Source organism: Kitasatospora sp. NPDC056800, from assembly GCF_042789775.1.
Lineage (GTDB): Bacteria > Actinomycetota > Actinomycetes > Streptomycetales > Streptomycetaceae > Kitasatospora.
This window is the reverse complement of sequence record NZ_JBHUAL010000053.1, coordinates 27,660-43,835: the sequence shown is the minus strand read 5'-3', so window position 1 is coordinate 43,835 and position 16,176 is coordinate 27,660. Positions and strand designations below refer to the sequence as shown.

The window sequence follows — 16,176 nt, the reverse complement described above, 5'->3', positions numbered from 1 at the left end:
CGCGCCGGCGGACCGACGCGCCCCTGCGGGCCCCGAGGGAAGAGTCAGAGCGACTTGCGGAAGGCCTCCGCCACCGCCAGGAAGATCGAGTTGCCCTCGGCCTCGCCGATCGACACCCGCACGCCCTCCGGGAACGGCCGCACGATCACGCCGGCCTCGGCGCACGCGGCGGCGAACTCCTGCGAGCGGTCGCCGAGCCAGAGCCAGACGAAGTTGGCCTGCGAGTCCGGGATCTCCCAGCCCTGGGCGCGCAGCCCGGCCACCACCCGGGTGCGCTCCTCGACCAGCGCCTCCACCCGCTCCAGCAGCGCCTCCTCGGCGCGCAGCGAGGCGACGGCCGCGTCCTGGGCGAGCCGGCTCACGCCGAACGGGGTGGCGACCTTGCGCAGCGCGGCCGCCACCGGCTCGTGCGCGATCGCGAAGCCGACCCGCAGGCCCGCCAGGCCGTACGCCTTGGAGAAGGTGCGCAGCACGCAGACGTTCGGGCGGTCCCGGTAGAGGTCGATGCCGTTGGGCACCTCGGGGTCGCGGATGAACTCGATGTAGGCCTCGTCGACCACGACCAGGACGTCGGCCGGGACGGCGTCCAGGAAGCGCTCCAGCTCGGCGCGGTGGATCACGTTGCCGGTGGGGTTGTTGGGGTTGCAGACGAAGACCAGCCGGGTGTTCGGGGTGATCGCGGCGAGCATCGCGTCCAGGTCGTGGTCGCCGTTCGCCTTGAGCGGCACCGGGACGGGGGTGGCCCCGGCGACGGTGGCGACGATCGGGTACGCCTCGAAGGAGCGCCAGGCGAAGATCACCTCGTCGCCCGGGCCGGCCGTGACGAGCACCAGCGACTGGGCGATGCCGACCGAGCCGGTGCCGGTGGCGATGTGCTCGGCGGGCACCCCGAAGCGCTCGGCCAGCACCGAGGTCAGCTCGGTGACGCCCATGTCGGGGTAGCGGTTGAACGAGCCGGCCGCCTTGACCGCCGTCTCCAGCACGCCGGGCAGCGGCTCGTAGGGGTTCTCGTTCGAGGACAGCTTGTAGGCGTCGGCGCCGGCCGGCTTGCCGGGCTTGTACGTGGGGATGCCGTCGAGGGTCGGCCGCAGCCGCGGGCCCTGCGCTGACGTACCACTGCTCACGGTCGTACTCCGTTTCCAGTTGCGGAACTCTCCGGTGCGCTCGCCCGCCACGGACGGGGTCGCCGCCGTGCCCGGGACCTCGTGACGCGTCCGGACCACCCCGGTCGGGTGCCTTGCACGATACCGACCGCCCTCACCCGTAGGAGTGAGATGCCCGGTCGGGTTACAGGCGCAGATCAGCCATTCTGCCCGGTTCCTTTGGCACATGTCAGAGGTAAGAGGCCTGGTTTCAGGCGGGTATCGAAGGGGCGCACCCCGGCTCACTCGTGGAGAAACGTATCTCTGCGGGCTCCCGATGCGCCGGTCACAGACCCTTGTCAGGAGCCATACGATCGGTCCGCCATGACAGCAGCAGCCAACCAGAGCGGTCGGCGTCCCACCACCTCACGGCGTCTGGAGCGGGCCGGCATCCGGGATGTGGCAGCAGCCGCCGGAGTGTCGATCACCACTGTCTCCGATGCGCTGAACGGGAAGGGCCGCCTGCCCGACGAGACCCGCAGCCGGGTGCGCGAGGTCGCCGAGCGCCTCGGCTACCGCCCCTCCGCGGCCGCCCGCACCCTGCGCACCGGACGGTCCGGCCTGATCGGCCTGACCGTCACGACCTACGGTGAAGAGCCGTTCACCTTCACCGAGTTCGCGTACTTCGCCGAGATGGCCCGGGCCGCCACCAGCGCCGCCCTCGGCCGCGGCTACGCGCTGGTGGTGCTGCCCGCCTCCTCCCGCCACGACGTCTGGGGCAACATCGCCCTCGACGGCACCGTGGTCATCGACCCGCCCGACCAGGACCCCCTGGTGAGCGAGCTGTACCGGTCCGGCGTCCCGGTGGTCAGCGACGGCAAGCCCGGCAACTGCCCGGTCACCGCCTGGGTCGACAACGACCACGAGGCCGCCGTGCTCGGCATCCTCGACCACCTCTCTGAGGCCGGCGCCCGCCGCATCGGCCTGCTCACCGGCACCAGCACCGACACCTACACCCGGCTCTCCACCGAGGCCTACCTCGGCTGGTGCGCCAAGGTCGGCCAGGAGCCGGTGTACGAGACCTACCCGGCGCACGACCCGGCCGCCGGCGCCGTCGCCGCCGACCGGCTGCTCGCCCGGCCCGACCGGCCGGACGCCGTCTACGGGCTGTTCGACCCCAACGGCACCGACCTGCTGGCCGCCGCCCGCCGGTACGGCCTGCGGGTGCCGGACGACCTGCTGCTGGTCTGCTGCAGCGAGAGCGACGTCTACGCCACCACCGAACCGCCGATCACCACGCTCTCGCTCAAGCCGCGCAAGATCGGCACCACCGTGGTCAACCTGCTCATCGACGCGATCGAGGGCGTGGACTCCGGGACGGGCGTCGACATCGCCCGGCTCTTCCCGCCGCGGTTCCGCACCGCCGGCACCGGGCCGCCGCCGGGCACCCTGATGCCGACCGAACTGATCGTCCGCGCGTCCTCCCAGCGCCGGAGTCCGCGCACCACCGTCAGCCCGCCCCGGTCGCCTGGCGAGGTTTAGACCACCGCGCCGCGGCGGCCCCGGGACCGGGCCGCCGCGCCCGGGCAGAGCTGACGAGACCGTACCGAGCCGGGACAAAACGGACCTTGTGGGGCCGCCCGGCTGACGCTCCGGAGGATTGGATACCCACCAGGTGACGACGCCGGGAGAGTGGTCTTCCTATGATGGGCGAATGACACCCGAGGACCGCTTCCCCGGGCCTGAGCACCCCCACTCAGGCCCCCGCCACCAGCCGGACCTCGACGTGCTGCCGTACGGCACCTATTACGAACCCGATCCCTCCACCGGCTACCCCGCGGCCCCGTACGACGGGGAGACCCACGACGGGGAGACCTACAGCGGCTACGGCGGAGCCCGCTACCTGGAGCAGCACTGGCCCGCCGACGGCCAGGGTCACACCGTGCACGCCCAGGGGATCGGCATGGACCACAGCCCGGCCTTCGCGCAGCAGGGACAGGGCGGCTACGAGAACGGACCGGGGTACGAGGGGGGCCAGGAGCAGGGCGGGTACGACGGTCAGGAGCAGAACGGGTACGAGGGCGGCCAGGAGCGGAGCGGCTACGACGGCCAGGACCAGGGCGGCTACGAGCCCACCCTGCCCGACCAGCCCTCCCCGGCGCTCCAGCTCGCCGGCCGCGACGACCCGCCGACCATCGAGCTCGGCCCGCCGCTGCCCGACCCCGCCGCGCCGACCTACCCGTACCCGGCCCCCGGCCCCGGCGAGCCCCCCGGCCCGGTCTACGTCGTCGGCGACGTCCACGGCTACCTGGAGGAGCTGCGCGCCGAGCTGCGCCACCAGGGCCTGATCGACGCCGACGGCCACTGGTCCGCCGGCCGCGCCCGGATCTGGTTCCTCGGCGACTTCACCGACCGCGGCCCCGACGGCATCGGCGTCATCGACCTGGTCATGCAGCTGGCCGCCGAGGCCGCCGCGGCCGGCGGCTACTGCCGCGCCCTGATGGGCAACCACGAACTGCTCTTCCTCGGCGCCGCCAAGTACGGCGACGAGCCCGTCCAGTCCACCGCCGGCACCGCCTCCTTCCTCGCCGCCTGGCGGCTCAACGGCGGCCAGCAGAACGACCTGGACCGCCTGGAGGCGCACCACATCAGCTGGCTCTCCCGGCTCCCCGCCATGGCGGTGGAGGACGGCCACCTGCTGCTGCACTCCGACACCACCGCGTACCTGGAGTACGGCGAGTCCATCCCCGACGTCAACGACGCGGTGCACAGCCTGCTCGCCGACGGCAGCGTGGACGAGTGGTGGGACTGCTTCCGCCGCTTCACCAAGCGGTTCGCCTTCCGCGGCGAAGCCGGGCCGCTGGCCGTCCACGAGCTGCTGGACACCTACGGCGGCAGCCGGATCGTGCACGGGCACAGCCCGATCCCGTACCTCACCGGCGCGGTGCACAACGACGACGGCCAGCCGCCGCACATCCCCGGGCCGTACGTGTACGCGGACGACCTCGCGGTGGCGATGGACGGCGGCGTCACCATGGAGGGGCGGCTGCTGGTCGCCCGGCTGCCCATCGGCTGACCGCCCGGCCGCCTGTCACCCGACCGCCCGGCCGTACGCCAACTGACGCCAGGCATAGAACAGTTGTTCCCGGCGCCCGAACCGTCGCACGCGCGCGTCCGGGGGCGCGAAATTCCGGAAACCGACTGTCAGCCCGGGCATGCCCGCCCCTACCATGAGGCACACCACACCCGGCCGCCCGTCCGGCGGCCCGCCTCCGCGCCCGTTTCGGCGTCCTGAGGGCCGTGCGCCCCCGGGGCCGAGCGAACGGGGTCCGCACGAACGGGGTCCCCATGACCAACCCCCCGCCCCTGCTCGCCGAGGACCGCCCGGAGTACGAGCGCCTCCTCACGGAAGCCCTGCGCGACCGCACCGTCCTCACCGCCCTGCGCGCACCCGGCGCGCTCGCCACCGCCGAACTGCGCCTCCGCGCCCTGCGCGACGCCGACCGCGTCAACGCCGCGGCCGCCACCGAGTACGCCCACTACACCCGGCTGCGCGAGGCCCTGCACAGCACGCCCCCGCCACCGCCCGGCGGCGAACCCGCCAACCCCGGGCTGCTCACCCAGCTGCGCACCGGCGGCGGCGGAGGCGGACCGTTCCCCGTCCTCACCGTGCTCACCCCGATCCTGGCCTGGGCCGCCGCCCTGTTCCTGCTGCTGATCGGCTACCTGCTGCGCGCCGCCGAGCCGGGCCTCGCCCTCGCCGGCTCCCTGGTCACGGCCGGCTGGGTGGCGCTCGCCGCCGGGGTCGCCGCGATGGCCATCGGCATCATCGGGCTGCTGCTCACCGCCCTGCGCGACGGCGCCGCCGCCGCACCGGCCGGCACCGACCCGGAGCTCGCCGCCGAACTCGGCGACGCCCACGGCGAATGGCGCACCGCGCTGCGCGAGCGCGGACTCCTCCCGTACCTGCTCGACGCGCTGCCGCCGGTGCCGACCCCGGCGACCCGACCCGGTGTCAGCCGCCCCGACTTCAGCAGCCCGGACTTCACCGGCCCCGGCTACAGCTCACCCTCGTTCACCAGCCCCGGCGCCGAAGGACTCACCGACCGCGAGGGCCGCGTCCCCCGCCCGGCCGGCTTCACCCCACCCGACTTCACCGGACCCGGGTACACCCCACCCGACTTCACCGGACCCGACGCCGAAGAACTCACCGACCGCGAAGGCCGCGTCCCCCGCCCGGCCGGCTTCACCCCACCCGACTTCACCGGACCCGGGTACACCCCACCCGACTTCACCGGACCCGACGAGGTCCGCTGAACCCTCCGCTCCCCGGCCGGCGCCCCCGGACCGGGGGACATCCCCACCCCCGGTCCGGGGGCGGCCACCATCGTCCCGGGCCCCGCTGCCCGCCAGGCTGGAACCCACGAGTGGAGCACGACCCGGGGGAGACCAGCGATGCGCACCGGACCCGTCCAACCGGCCCGCACCCGACCGGCCCTGCTGCTGGTCACCGCCCTGCTGGCGGCCCTGCTGGGGCTGCTCCCCGGCGTCGGAGCCGAAGCAGCCGCAGTCGAGGCGGCGGGCGACGCGCCCGCGCCGGGCGATCCGGTCCCCAGCCCGGTCGACTTCACCGGCGCCGGCGGCACCGTCCTGCACGGCCTGGTGCTGGCCGCGCCCGGCGCGAAGGCCGGCACCCCCGGCCCGGGACTGGTCATGCTCCCCGGGGCCGGCCCGGGCCCGCTCGCCGAGCTGCGGGCCGCCGCCGAGTCGTACGCGCGGCACGGCGTCACCGTCCTCGTCTTCGACAAGCGCACCGACGGCTACTCGACGACCCACCGGGACTACGGGCAGCTGGCCGACGACGCCCTGGCCGCCGTCCGGCTGCTGCGCGCCCGGCCGGAGGTCGCCCCGGACCGGGTCGGCCTGTGGGGCCTGTCCGAGGGCGCCTGGGTGGCCTCGCTCGCCGCCACCCGCACCACCGAGGCGGCGTACCTGGTCACCGTCGGGGCCGTCGGCCTCACCCCGGCCCGCCAGCAGGCCTGGGCGTACCGGGGCTACCTGCGCCACGCCGGCGTCTCCGGCTCGCTGGTCACCGCGCTCTCGGACACCTCCGTCCGCCTGCTCTCGGCGGCCGGGCTCTTCCCGGAGGCCGACTACGACCCGGTGCCGGTGTGGGAGCGGGTCCGGCAGCCCGTCCTGGCCGAGTGGGGCACGCTCGACCGCGAGGCCGCCCCCGAGGAGAGCGCGACGATCATCCGCCGGGCCCTCGACCGCGGCGGCAACACCCACTACACGCTGCGGACCGTCCCCGACGTCCGGCACAACCTGCACCTGACCCGGGACGACGGCTACGACCGGCCCGACCTGCTCCCCGCCGACTACGCCGGGACCGAGTCCGCCTGGATCCAGCGGCTCGCCACCGGCCTCCCCTCCGCCTCCGCCGACCCGGCCCCGCACCAGGACACCCGCAGCCTCGCGCTCGACCCGCTCCCCTGGTACGAGTCCACCTGGTTCGAGGTCGTCGCCACCCTGCTCTGCCTGACCGGCTTCGCGGGCTACGCGCTGAGCGGCGCCGTCCGCCGCCTGCGCCGCCGGCCGCACCCGGCCGCCCTGCCCCGGGCCGCCCGCTGGGCCGCCCTCGCCGGAACGGCCGCCCTCCTGGGCGCCCTCGGCTACCTGCTCTTCCTGATGCTCACCGCCGCGATGTTCCCCGGCCCGGTCCTGTTCGGCCGCCCGGTGGTCTGGCTGGCCGTCCAGCTGCTCGCACTGTTCGCCCTCGGGGCGGCCGCCGTCGCCGCGGCCGGTGCCCGGCGGGAGCGGGCCGCCCTGGCCGCCGCCTCCCTGGCCGACCGGGCGCGGCTGGGCGCCCTGCTGCTGGCCGGGCTGATGTTCCTGCCCTGGGCCCTGTCCTGGGGACTGCTGCTGCCCTGACTCCCCGCCATCGGGGCAACGGCCCGCTCCCTCGCCCGGGGGAGCGGGTTCGGCCCGGATGAGGACGCCCCGGCCGGCCCGCTCCGGGAGGGTCGGAGCCGGTGGTGGACGGACCGCGTCCGCCCGGGTCGGGAGGCGGAACCATGGGCGCACGGACGATCGCGGCACGACTGCACGGCACCCCCGCACCGGGCGTGCCCCGCCGGGCGGTCCGCACCGGGTACGCGATCACCCTGGCCGTCCTGCCCTCCTGCCTCTGGCGGATCGGCGGCTTCATCGTCGGCCTGCCGCTGCTCGACCACGGCCCGACACCACCGGAGCGGGACCCCGCCCCGTTCGACGAAGGCTGGGCGTACATCCTCGCGCTCAGCGTGGTCAGCGAGGCGCTGGCCCTCCTCTGCTTCGGCCTGGTCGCCCGCTGGGGCGAGGTGTGGGCGGGGTCGTCACCCACGGCTGGCAGACCGTCGTGTTCTGGATCGGCTACCTGCCGCCGGCCGCCTGGGGTCCGCTCCTCGCCGTGCTCACCGTGCACTACTACCGTCGGCGCAGGGTGAGTTGAACCGCTTCGGGGCGGGTGCGGTCAGTCCGTCGCCGGCGCGCGGAGCGGCGCGCCCCCGGGCCGCTCCGCGACGACGTCCGTCGCCGCCCGGACGAAGGCGCGGACCCGGGCGGTGGTGTTGCTCTCCAGCCAGACCGGGCCGCGCTCGATCGGGGGCGCGTCGTGGATCGGCACGTACGCGACGTCCGGGCGCGGGTAGTAGTGGCGGGAGTGCTCGCCGACCGGGAGGACGCCGCGGCCCATCGCGACCAGGCTGAGCAGCTCGGAGAAGGTGCCGCCGGACGGGCCCTTGGGCACCGGACGGCCGGACGGGGTGCGGTCGGGGGTGCGGTCGCGCTTGAAGCCCGCCGAGGTGACGGCCGGGTACTGCACCACCGGGTGGTCGGCGAGCACCTCGACCGACACCGACCGCTCCGCGGCCAGCGGGTGCCCGGCCGCCACCGCGAGGACCCGCCGCTCGGTCAGCAGCACCGGCCCGCGGGCCATGCCGTCGAACGGGTAGGAGGCGATCAGGACGTCGACCGAGCCGTCCTCCAGGCTCGACCGGGAGTTGGAGAGCTGCACCTCGCGCACGTCCACCCGGCAGTCCGGGTACCGCTCGCCGAACAGCGCGGCCGCCTTGAGCAGCACGGGCGCCGTCCACTCCCCGAGGAACGCCACCCGGAGCTCCCCGGTGACGCCCCGGGCGGCGTCCTCCGCCCGGCGCAGCGCCGCCTCCGTCGCCGCCGCCACCGGCACCAGGTCCTCGGCCAACTGCCGCCCCACTGCGGTGAGTCGGACCGACCGGCTGGTGCGGTCGAACAGCTGCGCGCCGATCCGGCGCTCCAGTTTCCGCACCACCTGGCTGACCCGCCCCGTGGTCAGGTGCAGCCGCTCGGCGGTCCGCCCGAAGTGCTGCTCCTCGGCGAGCGCGAGGACGACCTCGATCTCCAGCCGCTCCAGCATCCCGGCCCCGCCCGCCCCTCGATCGTTGAATGCGGCTCAACGATCGTACGACGATCACGCGTTGATCAGGCCTCCGGCCAGGAGGATCGTGGAACCCGTCCCCAGCAGTCGCACCCGAGCGGAGCCGATCACCCATGCGCGTCGTAGCCTTCGACCACCTGGTCCTCAACGTCGCCGACGTCGAGCGTTCGCTGGCCTTCTACTCCGGCCTGCTCGGCCTGGCCCCCGTCCGGGTCGACGAGTGGCGGGCCGGCCGGGCGCCGTTCCCGTCCGTCCGGGTCGGCGCCGAGACCATCATCGACCTGGTCCACGGCCCCCGGCACGAGTCCAACGTCGACCACTTCTGCCTCACCGTCGAGCCCCTCGACTGGCAGGAGGTCATCGACGCCGGCACCTTCACCGTCCTCGAAGGCCCCGTCCCCCGCTACGGCGCCCGCGGCACCGCGACCTCCGTCTACGTCCAGGACCCGGACGGCAACACCGTCGAACTCCGCTGGTACCCCCAGGACGCCGACCGCTGAGCGGCGCCGACCGCCGAAGGGCGCCGACCGCCGAGCGGCGCCGCCCCCGGCCCGAGCACCGGGCCGGGACGGCACGCGGCCGGCCGCCGGGTCAGCTCCGGCCGGCGAGGTGCTCGACCAGCCGGTCGAAGCTGGAGTTCAGCCCCGCCTCGGCCTCCGGGCCGCGGTACATCTCCGGCACCCCGGTCTGGTGCAGCACCACCCGGGTGCGGCCCTCGTCGAGCCCGGTGAAGGTGAGGGTGGACCGCATGCCCGAGCCCTCCTCCACCATCGCGAAGAACTCGCCCGCCCGGATCTCGGTGATCTCCGCCTTCAACGGGTACCGGTCGCCGGTCTCGTCGACCACCATGGTGCTGTCGTAGCGCCCGCCCTCCTTCGCCTCGATGGTCACGGTGTCCAGCGGCACGTGGGTGCCGACCGGACCCCAGAAGCGGACGAACTGCTCCGGCTCGAAGTACGCCTCGAACGCGGCGGCGGGGGCGCCCGGCAGCTCGCGGGTGATGGTCAGCTCGCCCAGGTTCTCGGTCATCTCGGAATCTCCTCCGTGGTCACGTCTGTCGCTTGCACAGGGGTAGACCGGGACCGCCCCGAGAACTCATCGCTCCCCGCGAAAGTTTTTCCGACGAGTTCTCCGGAGCTCTTCCGACGAGCTCTCCTGAGCCTGAGCCTGACCCGGAGCCGGTGCCCGCTGCCCGCTGCCCGCGCAGCGCCGACGGCCGTCAGCCGAGCAGGAGTTCCGCCGCCGGGGTGTGGTTCCCGGTCGCGGAGGCGCCGGCCATCGCCGAGGCGGCCGTCGTCGGGTCGGTGCCGGGCGGCACCACCAGCAGCAGGAAGTGGTCCTGGAGGCCCCGGGTGACGCTGATCGTCGCGTCGCTGCCCGGGAACCAGTTGATCCTGATCATCAGGCCGTTCGCCATCACGGACCGGGGCACACCGTCCCACGCCGAGGTGTCGAGGCCGACCCGGAGGATGCGCCCGAAGTGGGCGCCGAGCGCGGTGATCAGGTCCGGCAGTTCGGTGCTGACCTGGTTCGAGCGGGGCCACCAGGCCCCGTCGAAGACACCCTCCCGCGACTGCGTCGGCTCCAGCTCCAGGCGCGGCAGCAGCGGCGCACCGGGCACCGTCCACGGCCCGGTGGGCGAAGGGTTGGGGAGGGGGATCGGCATCATCTGAGGCCGCCCGTCCGGTCCACGAGGGACCCGTCATGACCCAGGGCGACGTCGACGCTGATGCCGGTGTGCGGAATGTCCTTGGCTGCCTCCCACGCTACTCCGCCACGGCCTCCCCCGGGCCGCCCGCCGCCCCGCTCTCCGCCCCGTCCCGCGCACGCACCGCGCTCCGCCCCGTCCGCCCGGGGAGTAGCCTCGGAGACATCCAGGGCAACCCGCATTCCGGTCCCGTTCCGGCTTCGTTCTGGGTGAAGGACAGCCCGGCTGCCCCCGCTCCGGCGGGCGGCCGGAGACGGGAAGCGGTGAACGCCGTGACCACTCACTCGCCCCAGCCCGCACGACCCTGCCACGGCCTCACGGTCGCCGACGCCATGGACCCCTGCGACTACCAGATAGCCGACGACAGCACCGTCGACCAGGCCGACGACGTCCTCCGCGGCGCCCACCTCGACTACCTGCTCGTCCGCGGCCACGACGGCCGCTGCGAGGGGCTGGTCACCCGCACCGGACTCCATCCGTTCCTCACCCGCTCCTGGTACGCCGAGCGGACCGCGATCAGCTCGACCACCCACCAGCGCGGCCCGTTCGCCTGGCCGACCATGGGCCTGGCCCTGGCCGCGATCGCCATGCGGGTCAAGCACCTCGCGGTCTGGCCCGTCGTCGACGAGGACGGCTACATCCTCGGCGCGCTGACCGCGGACCGCGCCGCCGGCCTGCTCGCCCCCGACCTGGTCGTCACCGTGCCCGCGTGACCCCGCCCCGCCGGCTCATGACGGGCCCGGGCCCGGAGCGAGCAGCCGGCGCAGTGCCGTGGGCGTGTGCCCCACGTGCTCGCGGACGACGCGGGTCAGGTGCGCCTGGTCGGCGAAGCCGAGCTGGGCCGCGAGGGCGGCGAGGCCGGGTTCGCCCTCGACGATCCGGTCCATGGCCCGGGTGACGCGTACGCGGTTGCGGTAGCGGGTCAGCGAGACGCCCGTCTCCCTGGAGAACACCCGGCTCAGCCGGTAGGGCGACACCTCCAGCAGCGCGGCCAGCGCGCAGAGCCCACCGGCCTCCGGGGCCTCCTCGATGATCGCCTCGCGCGCCGCCGCGACCAGCGCCCGGTCGGCCGGCCGGCCTGCCCGCCGGGCGCGGGCGGTCGGCTCACCGGCCGCGGCCGCGACGAGGCGGAGCAGTTCCTCCGCCAGCGCGTAGTCGATGTCGCCGGTGCCCGCGGCGGCGACCAGACGGCGGTGGGCGAGGTCGACGCGCGCGTCGACGTACACCGTTGTCGCGGCGGGCGGGCGCCCGAGCAGGGAGGGCTCGAACCTGACCGACGTGCAGACGTCGCCGCCGGCCGGGTGCGCGAAGCGCTCCTGCTCTCCGGGCGCGCCCAGGTAGGCCGTGGTCGCGTCCAGATCGGTGTCGGTGCCGTCGGCCGACCGCCGGAACCTGCCGCGTCGCACCAGCACCAGGCGGTGGTCGTCACGGGTCTCCGGCTGCGACCACCGGGTGTGGTCGCAGCGGCACCCCACCACGGTCACGGTGAACTCCGGCCGGGCGGCGAGGGTCGATGCGGACAGCATGCCGCGGACGGTACCCGCCGGGTACGACAGGACGGCCCGCAAGGATCTTCAAGACCTCCGGTGCCGTCACCCCGGATGCTGGGGCCCACGTGACGACAGGAAGGGAGCCATCCATGGCCGTCCACGCGGAGCTCACCGCGATCACCATCGACTGCGCCGACCCCCGGGCTCTCGCCGGGTTCTACCGCCAGGTCACCGGCTGGGACCTCGGCCAGGCCGACGACGACTTCGTCCAACTCGGCTCGGGGCCGGTCCGGTTGGCCTTCCAGCGGGTCGCCGGCTACCGGGGGCCCGGCTGGCCCGACGCCGCGAAGCACGCCCACCTCGACTTCGCCGTCGCCGATCCCGAGGCCGCGGTGCAGGAGCTGCTCGCGGCGGGGGCGACCAGGCCGGAGTTCCAGCCCGGCGAAGGCGATTGGACCGTTCTCGCCGACCCCGAGGGCCACCTGTTCTGCATCGCTTCGGCCTGACGAGGAGTCGACCACCCATGGCCTCGATCCACAAGGAACTCGTCATCGACGCCCGCCCCGAGGCGGTGTGGTCGGTGCTCAGCGACTACGGCGCGGTGCACGAGCGGCTGGCGCCCGGGTTCGTCACCGACACCCGGCTGAGCTCGGACACGCGCACCGTCACCTTCGCCGACGGCACGATCGTGCTCGAACGGCTCGTCGACCTCGACCACGAGGCGATGCGGGTCGCCTACACGGTCGTCGGCGGCAGCCTCCACCCGTCCCACCACCACGCGTCCATGCAGGCCCTTCCGGAGGCCGGCGGCCGGACGAGGTTCGTGTGGCACACCGACGTCCTGCCCGAGGCCCTGGCCGCACCGATCGCCGAGTCCGTCGAGCACGGTTCGGCGGTGATCCGCCGCACGCTGGAGGCCGCCGCACCGGTCGCCGGCCCCGACGCCGGGAGGTAGCGGAGGACCGCGAAAGCGCCGCCCCGAGGTACTTCGGGGCGGCGCTCCGGCGCCCCGGGTCAGTCCACCAGCGGGAGGTAGACCTTGTTGCCCTGGGCCGCGAACTCGGCGGACTTCTCGGCCATGCCGGCCAGCGCCTCGGCGTCGAACTCGCTGGACACGGCGGTGGATCCGTCGCCGTGCTCGTCGCGGATCTTCTGGGAGATCTTCATCGAGCAAAAGATCACTCCGCAGATCAACGGAGGCTGGCAGTCTTTAAGTGGAACGACGAGAGTACACGTAGGCGCATGTACTTTCGTTCTAAAACTCAGCCGGCGACACCCCGAACCAATGCAATGGTTTCAGCAATCTTTTTCGCTGCCGCACCGAAATCGTCATGCTCCCAGACCCTGATTACTGTCCAGCCAGCGGCCCGAAGGAGAGAATTTGTTTCGGCATCACGAGCGCGATTCCCTGCGATCTTGAGAGACCACGCCTCGGCATTCTTCTTAGCGGGGCGACTATGCTCAGGGCAGCCATGCCAAAAGCAGCCGTCCACAAAAACCGCGACACGATCCTTTGCGAAAACGAGGTCGGCGCGTCGGCGAATCTCCAGAATTGGCCGCACGTCTACGCGGTAACGCAATCCCCGGGCGTGAACCAGCGAGCGGAGCGCCAACTCTGGACCAGTGTCTCTTCCCCGGTTAGCCTGCATATTGGCGCGCACCGCACGCGAGGAAGCCTTGGAATTCGGCGGCAACGGTTCTTCTGACACGAAGCCGCGCTGCCAAGCGATCCGCCATGCTTCGGCAAGGTTAGCGCCTCTCCACTCGTGCTCCACCTCACAGATGTACCGCTCCTGGGTTTTGCCATCCTTCGACCATCGCAAATAGGCGCGGATCCTCCGTGTACTCCGATACAGACGCAAACTTACCGACGCTCGCGCGAAACGCCCGTCGCCAAGCTCCACCATTCGACGATGCCGCCCACCAGCCGCACGGTCCTGCTCAGCAACAGACGGCGCCGCGCCAGCGCGCCGCTTGTACGCGTGCTCCGGTGGGAGCGAGTCCCTCCAGCTCCGGGTCCCATCACTCACAGCGAAGCCTATTGCCCTGCCTTGTCGAGCGTGTCGGCAACCGCTCGTGCGAAGAACTCACCGAGGGCAACAGGGACGGCGTTGCCGAGCTGACGCATCTTCTCCCCTCGGGGCCCCGATCCCTGCCACTCGTCTGGAAACGTCATGACACGCGCGGTCTCGCGAACAGTCATGTAGCGATGCTGATAGGTCGCGTCCTCGCCAGGCTTGGATCCGGGCGCCAACTTGTCCAGCAGGACTACCGACTCACCTCCGGGAACACCATGGACGCCAGCTTTGACCGTCTTCGCCGGTCGGTCCATCTCGTTCGGGGTGTGACCCTTGTAGATCCTCGCATCGGGCCACCCGATGTGGTCGGTGATACCAATATCAGCCGCCTGCTCTGTCTTCCGATCCAGAAGACCAAGGTCAACCTCCGGAAGGGCAGGAAGCTTGCTTCCAGTTCCGTAACCCTGGACGGCGTCGCGCAGCGTCCGCCAAGCCGGCAGCTCCTCCTCGCCCTTTAGCGCGCGTACATCCTTGGGAATACGAGCACGGACTCGATCGCGCACATGCGATGGCACCTTGGGGTGCCGCTGCCAGTATTCGCCATCATCGTCGACCATAGAAAGAAGGAGGGATTCCTCGGAGAACTGGCGCGCAGAGTAGATCTCGTAAAACTTGTCCGAGTCAATGGGCAGATCTGCCCGGAAAGCGACCATTACAATTCGGTTTCGAACCTGAGGAACACCGTAGTCGGCAGCGTTCACCGGAAACAGCTTCACCCTGTAGTGATCGGGGTTTTCATCCCCATCCGGAAGATCAATCGCATCACCAAGAATACCTGCCAGCTTGCGATTGTGATCCTGCCAGATATCCTTTGGGTTGCGCGACTCGAAAGGAAGGGCCAACTCTCGCTGAATATAGGTGAAGTATTCCTTGAAAGAAGGCCGCAGCAAGCCTCTGACGTTCTCGCAGATGACCGCCTTGGGACGCATCTGCCGGATGGCCTGGAACATGGCCGGGAACATGTTGCGCTTGTCCTCGTCACCCTTGGCGACACCACCAGCGCTGAAGGGCTGACAAGGCGGGCCTCCCGCCAGCACATCCACCTGGCCCTCGAAGGCACTCAGGTTGAGCTTCGTCACATCCAGCGGGAACAACGGCGCCGGCTCCCCGGCCGCCGGAGGCTGCGGATCCACCGCCTCGGTGCGCCTGATGCCGTCGCCGCCTAGCGTCCTCTTCGCGTTCGCCTCCAATGTCTCGCAAGCGCGCGCGTTGAACTCGTTGAACAGGAGCGGCCTGAACCCGGCCCGGTGGACCGCCATGGCCAGTCCGCCCCCGCCCGCGAACAGCTCCACGCTGGTGCGGTCCCTCTTCGTGTCATCTGGCAGCTCAACCATACACAAACCATACCGCGGACTTTGTGATCTTGAGAATGAATCACTCATAGGGGTCGCTGTGCGCCCGCTGAGGGCAATAGGGTCCAGGTGATCATTTGTCCTGGGAGGAGCGACAGACATGGCAGCACAGGCGGGCGAGCCCGAAACGGGAGCCACCAATCACGGTGACTTCAAACTCAGCATCACTCAGGCACTCGGCGACCAACTGGCTACAGCTCTCGGGCGGCTCAGACCAGCTCCCCTGACCCAGCAGAACCTGTCCACGCTGGACAACCGCCCCGGCGTCTACCAGCTCTACCGCAACGGGGAGTTCGTCTATGTCGGCAAGGCAGACAAGTCTCTGCCCGCCCGCATCCTCAAGCACCTTCGCAAGGTCTCCGGCCGACAGGGGATCGACCTTGCCGAGATGACCTTCACATGCCTCTACGTCGCTGAAGACTTCTCGGCACTCGCCCCCGAGAAACTACTCATCAAGCACTACAAGGGGCAGGGGCAGATCCCCTGGAACAACAACGGCTTCGGCAACAACGATCCCGGCAAGCGACGCGACGAGACGGTTGTCACAGCGAACCACTTTGACGCATTCTTCCGAATCGACCTGGAGCGAACCGTCCCCGGCCTCGCCGCCGGCCCCATAGCGCTTAGCAAGCTTCTGGCCAAAGTGAGCAAGGAAGCCCCATATACCTTCCGCTATGAGAAAAAGAAGATGGGCGATGCTTACAAGAAGATCGTCGAACTTCCCGGCGATGAGCTGACAATAGCTCAGCTCTTCGCGATCACCGCCGCGGCCCTGCCGAATAACTGGCAGATCGCAGTCCTCCCCGGGCGCGCGATCCTGTATCCGGACAACAGGCACAACTACCCGAGTGTCTGGCGGTACTACCGCGGTGACGAGATCCTCGACGTCGAACCCGAGATCGGTGCGGCTGAGGACATCCCGGAGGAACCCGACACAGAGAGTGACGAGGGCTGAGCCCCACAGACTCCCTGTACGGAGACGCTGCGCCGGGAGGCTCTCCTCCCAGCGC

Annotated in this window: 18 protein-coding genes; 10 read left to right on the top strand and 8 right to left on the bottom strand. The window is 71.8% G+C overall.

Annotated elements, in window-relative coordinates; all coding sequences use genetic code 11:
• Positions 1–44: 44 nt before the first annotated feature.
• Positions 45–1,124, bottom strand: coding sequence for a histidinol-phosphate transaminase (gene hisC / locus ACFRQN_RS14880; protein ID WP_049651240.1), 1,080 nt, complete (start codon positions 1,122–1,124; stop codon positions 45–47).
• 342 nt (positions 1,125–1,466) lie between these two features.
• On the opposite strand from hisC, the gene ACFRQN_RS14875 reads away from it, so the two are divergent.
• From ACFRQN_RS14875 to ACFRQN_RS14855, 5 genes are all read left to right on the top strand, one after another.
• A complete protein-coding gene (locus ACFRQN_RS14875; RefSeq protein ID WP_074001983.1) occupies positions 1,467–2,624 on the top strand; it encodes a LacI family DNA-binding transcriptional regulator in 1,158 nt (385 codons plus the stop codon).
• 421 nt (positions 2,625–3,045) lie between these two features.
• The gene (locus ACFRQN_RS14870) at positions 3,046–4,158 is read left to right on the top strand and encodes a metallophosphoesterase (protein WP_079272051.1); all 1,113 of its coding nucleotides are present in this window, start codon (positions 3,046–3,048) and stop codon (positions 4,156–4,158) included.
• 272 nt (positions 4,159–4,430) lie between these two features.
• Positions 4,431–5,399, top strand: coding sequence for a hypothetical protein (locus ACFRQN_RS14865; RefSeq protein WP_380740725.1), 969 nt, complete (start codon positions 4,431–4,433; stop codon positions 5,397–5,399).
• 138 nt (positions 5,400–5,537) lie between these two features.
• Complete coding sequence (locus ACFRQN_RS14860) at positions 5,538–7,013, top strand: alpha/beta hydrolase family protein (protein ID WP_380740723.1); 1,476 nt, start codon at positions 5,538–5,540, stop codon at positions 7,011–7,013.
• A gap of 143 nt (positions 7,014–7,156) precedes the next feature.
• The gene (locus ACFRQN_RS14855; RefSeq protein WP_380740721.1) at positions 7,157–7,567 is read left to right on the top strand and encodes a hypothetical protein; all 411 of its coding nucleotides are present in this window, start codon (positions 7,157–7,159) and stop codon (positions 7,565–7,567) included.
• A gap of 26 nt (positions 7,568–7,593) precedes the next feature.
• On the opposite strand, the gene ACFRQN_RS14850 is transcribed toward ACFRQN_RS14855, so the two are convergent.
• A complete protein-coding gene (locus ACFRQN_RS14850; RefSeq protein WP_380740719.1) occupies positions 7,594–8,517 on the bottom strand; it encodes a LysR family transcriptional regulator in 924 nt (307 codons plus the stop codon).
• A gap of 134 nt (positions 8,518–8,651) precedes the next feature.
• Here ACFRQN_RS14850 and ACFRQN_RS14845 point away from each other — a divergent pair, with 134 nt between their 5' ends.
• Positions 8,652–9,038: a VOC family protein gene (locus tag ACFRQN_RS14845; RefSeq protein ID WP_074001979.1), complete on the top strand. Its 387-nt coding sequence runs from the start codon at positions 8,652–8,654 to the stop codon at positions 9,036–9,038.
• A gap of 91 nt (positions 9,039–9,129) precedes the next feature.
• On the opposite strand, the gene ACFRQN_RS14840 is transcribed toward ACFRQN_RS14845, so the two are convergent.
• Positions 9,130–9,567, bottom strand: coding sequence for an SRPBCC domain-containing protein (locus ACFRQN_RS14840; RefSeq protein ID WP_049659222.1), 438 nt, complete (start codon positions 9,565–9,567; stop codon positions 9,130–9,132).
• 190 nt (positions 9,568–9,757) lie between these two features.
• On the bottom strand, positions 9,758–10,207 hold the full coding sequence (locus ACFRQN_RS14835; protein ID WP_375876529.1) for a DUF5994 family protein: 450 nt from the start codon (positions 10,205–10,207) through the stop codon (positions 9,758–9,760).
• A 311-nt stretch (positions 10,208–10,518) separates the two neighbouring features.
• Here ACFRQN_RS14835 and ACFRQN_RS14830 point away from each other — a divergent pair, with 311 nt between their 5' ends.
• Positions 10,519–10,959 (top strand): CBS domain-containing protein, encoded by a 441-nt coding sequence (locus ACFRQN_RS14830; RefSeq protein ID WP_380740717.1) that lies wholly within the window; start codon positions 10,519–10,521, stop codon positions 10,957–10,959.
• A gap of 15 nt (positions 10,960–10,974) precedes the next feature.
• Here ACFRQN_RS14830 and ACFRQN_RS14825 read toward each other — a convergent pair whose 3' ends face one another.
• The gene (locus ACFRQN_RS14825) at positions 10,975–11,772 is read right to left on the bottom strand and encodes a helix-turn-helix domain-containing protein (RefSeq protein WP_380740715.1); all 798 of its coding nucleotides are present in this window, start codon (positions 11,770–11,772) and stop codon (positions 10,975–10,977) included.
• Between the two features lie 113 nt (positions 11,773–11,885).
• Here ACFRQN_RS14825 and ACFRQN_RS14820 point away from each other — a divergent pair, with 113 nt between their 5' ends.
• Together ACFRQN_RS14820 and ACFRQN_RS14815 are read left to right on the top strand one after the other, a co-directional pair.
• Positions 11,886–12,242, top strand: a complete 357-nt coding sequence (locus ACFRQN_RS14820) for a VOC family protein (RefSeq protein WP_380740713.1) — start codon at positions 11,886–11,888, stop codon at positions 12,240–12,242.
• Positions 12,243–12,259: 17 nt separating this feature from the next.
• Complete coding sequence (locus ACFRQN_RS14815) at positions 12,260–12,691, top strand: SRPBCC family protein (protein ID WP_117488797.1); 432 nt, start codon at positions 12,260–12,262, stop codon at positions 12,689–12,691.
• Positions 12,692–12,750: 59 nt separating this feature from the next.
• Here ACFRQN_RS14815 and ACFRQN_RS14810 read toward each other — a convergent pair whose 3' ends face one another.
• From ACFRQN_RS14810 to ACFRQN_RS14800, 3 genes are all read right to left on the bottom strand, one after another.
• A complete protein-coding gene (locus tag ACFRQN_RS14810; protein WP_380740711.1) occupies positions 12,751–12,903 on the bottom strand; it encodes a thiamine biosynthesis protein ThiC in 153 nt (50 codons plus the stop codon).
• 95 nt (positions 12,904–12,998) lie between these two features.
• Positions 12,999–13,511, bottom strand: coding sequence for a very short patch repair endonuclease (locus ACFRQN_RS14805; RefSeq protein ID WP_380740709.1), 513 nt, complete (start codon positions 13,509–13,511; stop codon positions 12,999–13,001).
• Between the two features lie 263 nt (positions 13,512–13,774).
• Entirely contained in the window at positions 13,775–15,148 is a 1,374-nt protein-coding gene (locus ACFRQN_RS14800) for a DNA cytosine methyltransferase (protein WP_380740707.1), read from the bottom strand.
• 118 nt (positions 15,149–15,266) lie between these two features.
• Here ACFRQN_RS14800 and ACFRQN_RS14795 point away from each other — a divergent pair, with 118 nt between their 5' ends.
• Positions 15,267–16,121 carry an Eco29kI family restriction endonuclease gene (locus ACFRQN_RS14795; RefSeq protein WP_380740705.1) on the top strand — a complete coding sequence of 285 codons (855 nt, stop codon included), beginning with the start codon at positions 15,267–15,269 and terminating at the stop codon, positions 16,119–16,121.
• Positions 16,122–16,176: the final 55 nt, after the last annotated feature.

Bases quoted from the DNA above. Each gene is read 5' to 3' on its own strand.
- ACFRQN_RS14865 (WP_380740725.1), top strand. From the start codon at position 4,431: ATGACCAACCCCCCGCCCCTGCTCGCCGAGGACCGCCCGGAGTACGAG.
- ACFRQN_RS14860 (WP_380740723.1), top strand. From the start codon at position 5,538: ATGCGCACCGGACCCGTCCAACCGGCCCGCACCCGACCGGCCCTGCTG.
- ACFRQN_RS14845 (WP_074001979.1), top strand. From the start codon at position 8,652: ATGCGCGTCGTAGCCTTCGACCACCTGGTCCTCAACGTCGCCGACGTC.
- ACFRQN_RS14800 (WP_380740707.1), bottom strand. From the start codon at position 15,148: ATGGTTGAGCTGCCAGATGACACGAAGAGGGACCGCACCAGCGTGGAG.
- ACFRQN_RS14835 (WP_375876529.1), bottom strand. From the start codon at position 10,207: ATGATGCCGATCCCCCTCCCCAACCCTTCGCCCACCGGGCCGTGGACG.
- ACFRQN_RS14815 (WP_117488797.1), top strand. From the start codon at position 12,260: ATGGCCTCGATCCACAAGGAACTCGTCATCGACGCCCGCCCCGAGGCG.
- ACFRQN_RS14875 (WP_074001983.1), top strand. From the start codon at position 1,467: ATGACAGCAGCAGCCAACCAGAGCGGTCGGCGTCCCACCACCTCACGG.
- ACFRQN_RS14855 (WP_380740721.1), top strand. From the start codon at position 7,157: ATGGGCGCACGGACGATCGCGGCACGACTGCACGGCACCCCCGCACCG.
- ACFRQN_RS14850 (WP_380740719.1), bottom strand. From the start codon at position 8,517: ATGCTGGAGCGGCTGGAGATCGAGGTCGTCCTCGCGCTCGCCGAGGAG.
- ACFRQN_RS14840 (WP_049659222.1), bottom strand. From the start codon at position 9,567: ATGACCGAGAACCTGGGCGAGCTGACCATCACCCGCGAGCTGCCGGGC.
- ACFRQN_RS14810 (WP_380740711.1), bottom strand. From the start codon at position 12,903: ATGAAGATCTCCCAGAAGATCCGCGACGAGCACGGCGACGGATCCACC.
- ACFRQN_RS14825 (WP_380740715.1), bottom strand. From the start codon at position 11,772: ATGCTGTCCGCATCGACCCTCGCCGCCCGGCCGGAGTTCACCGTGACC.
- ACFRQN_RS14820 (WP_380740713.1), top strand. From the start codon at position 11,886: ATGGCCGTCCACGCGGAGCTCACCGCGATCACCATCGACTGCGCCGAC.
- ACFRQN_RS14795 (WP_380740705.1), top strand. From the start codon at position 15,267: ATGGCAGCACAGGCGGGCGAGCCCGAAACGGGAGCCACCAATCACGGT.
- ACFRQN_RS14870 (WP_079272051.1), top strand. From the start codon at position 3,046: ATGGACCACAGCCCGGCCTTCGCGCAGCAGGGACAGGGCGGCTACGAG.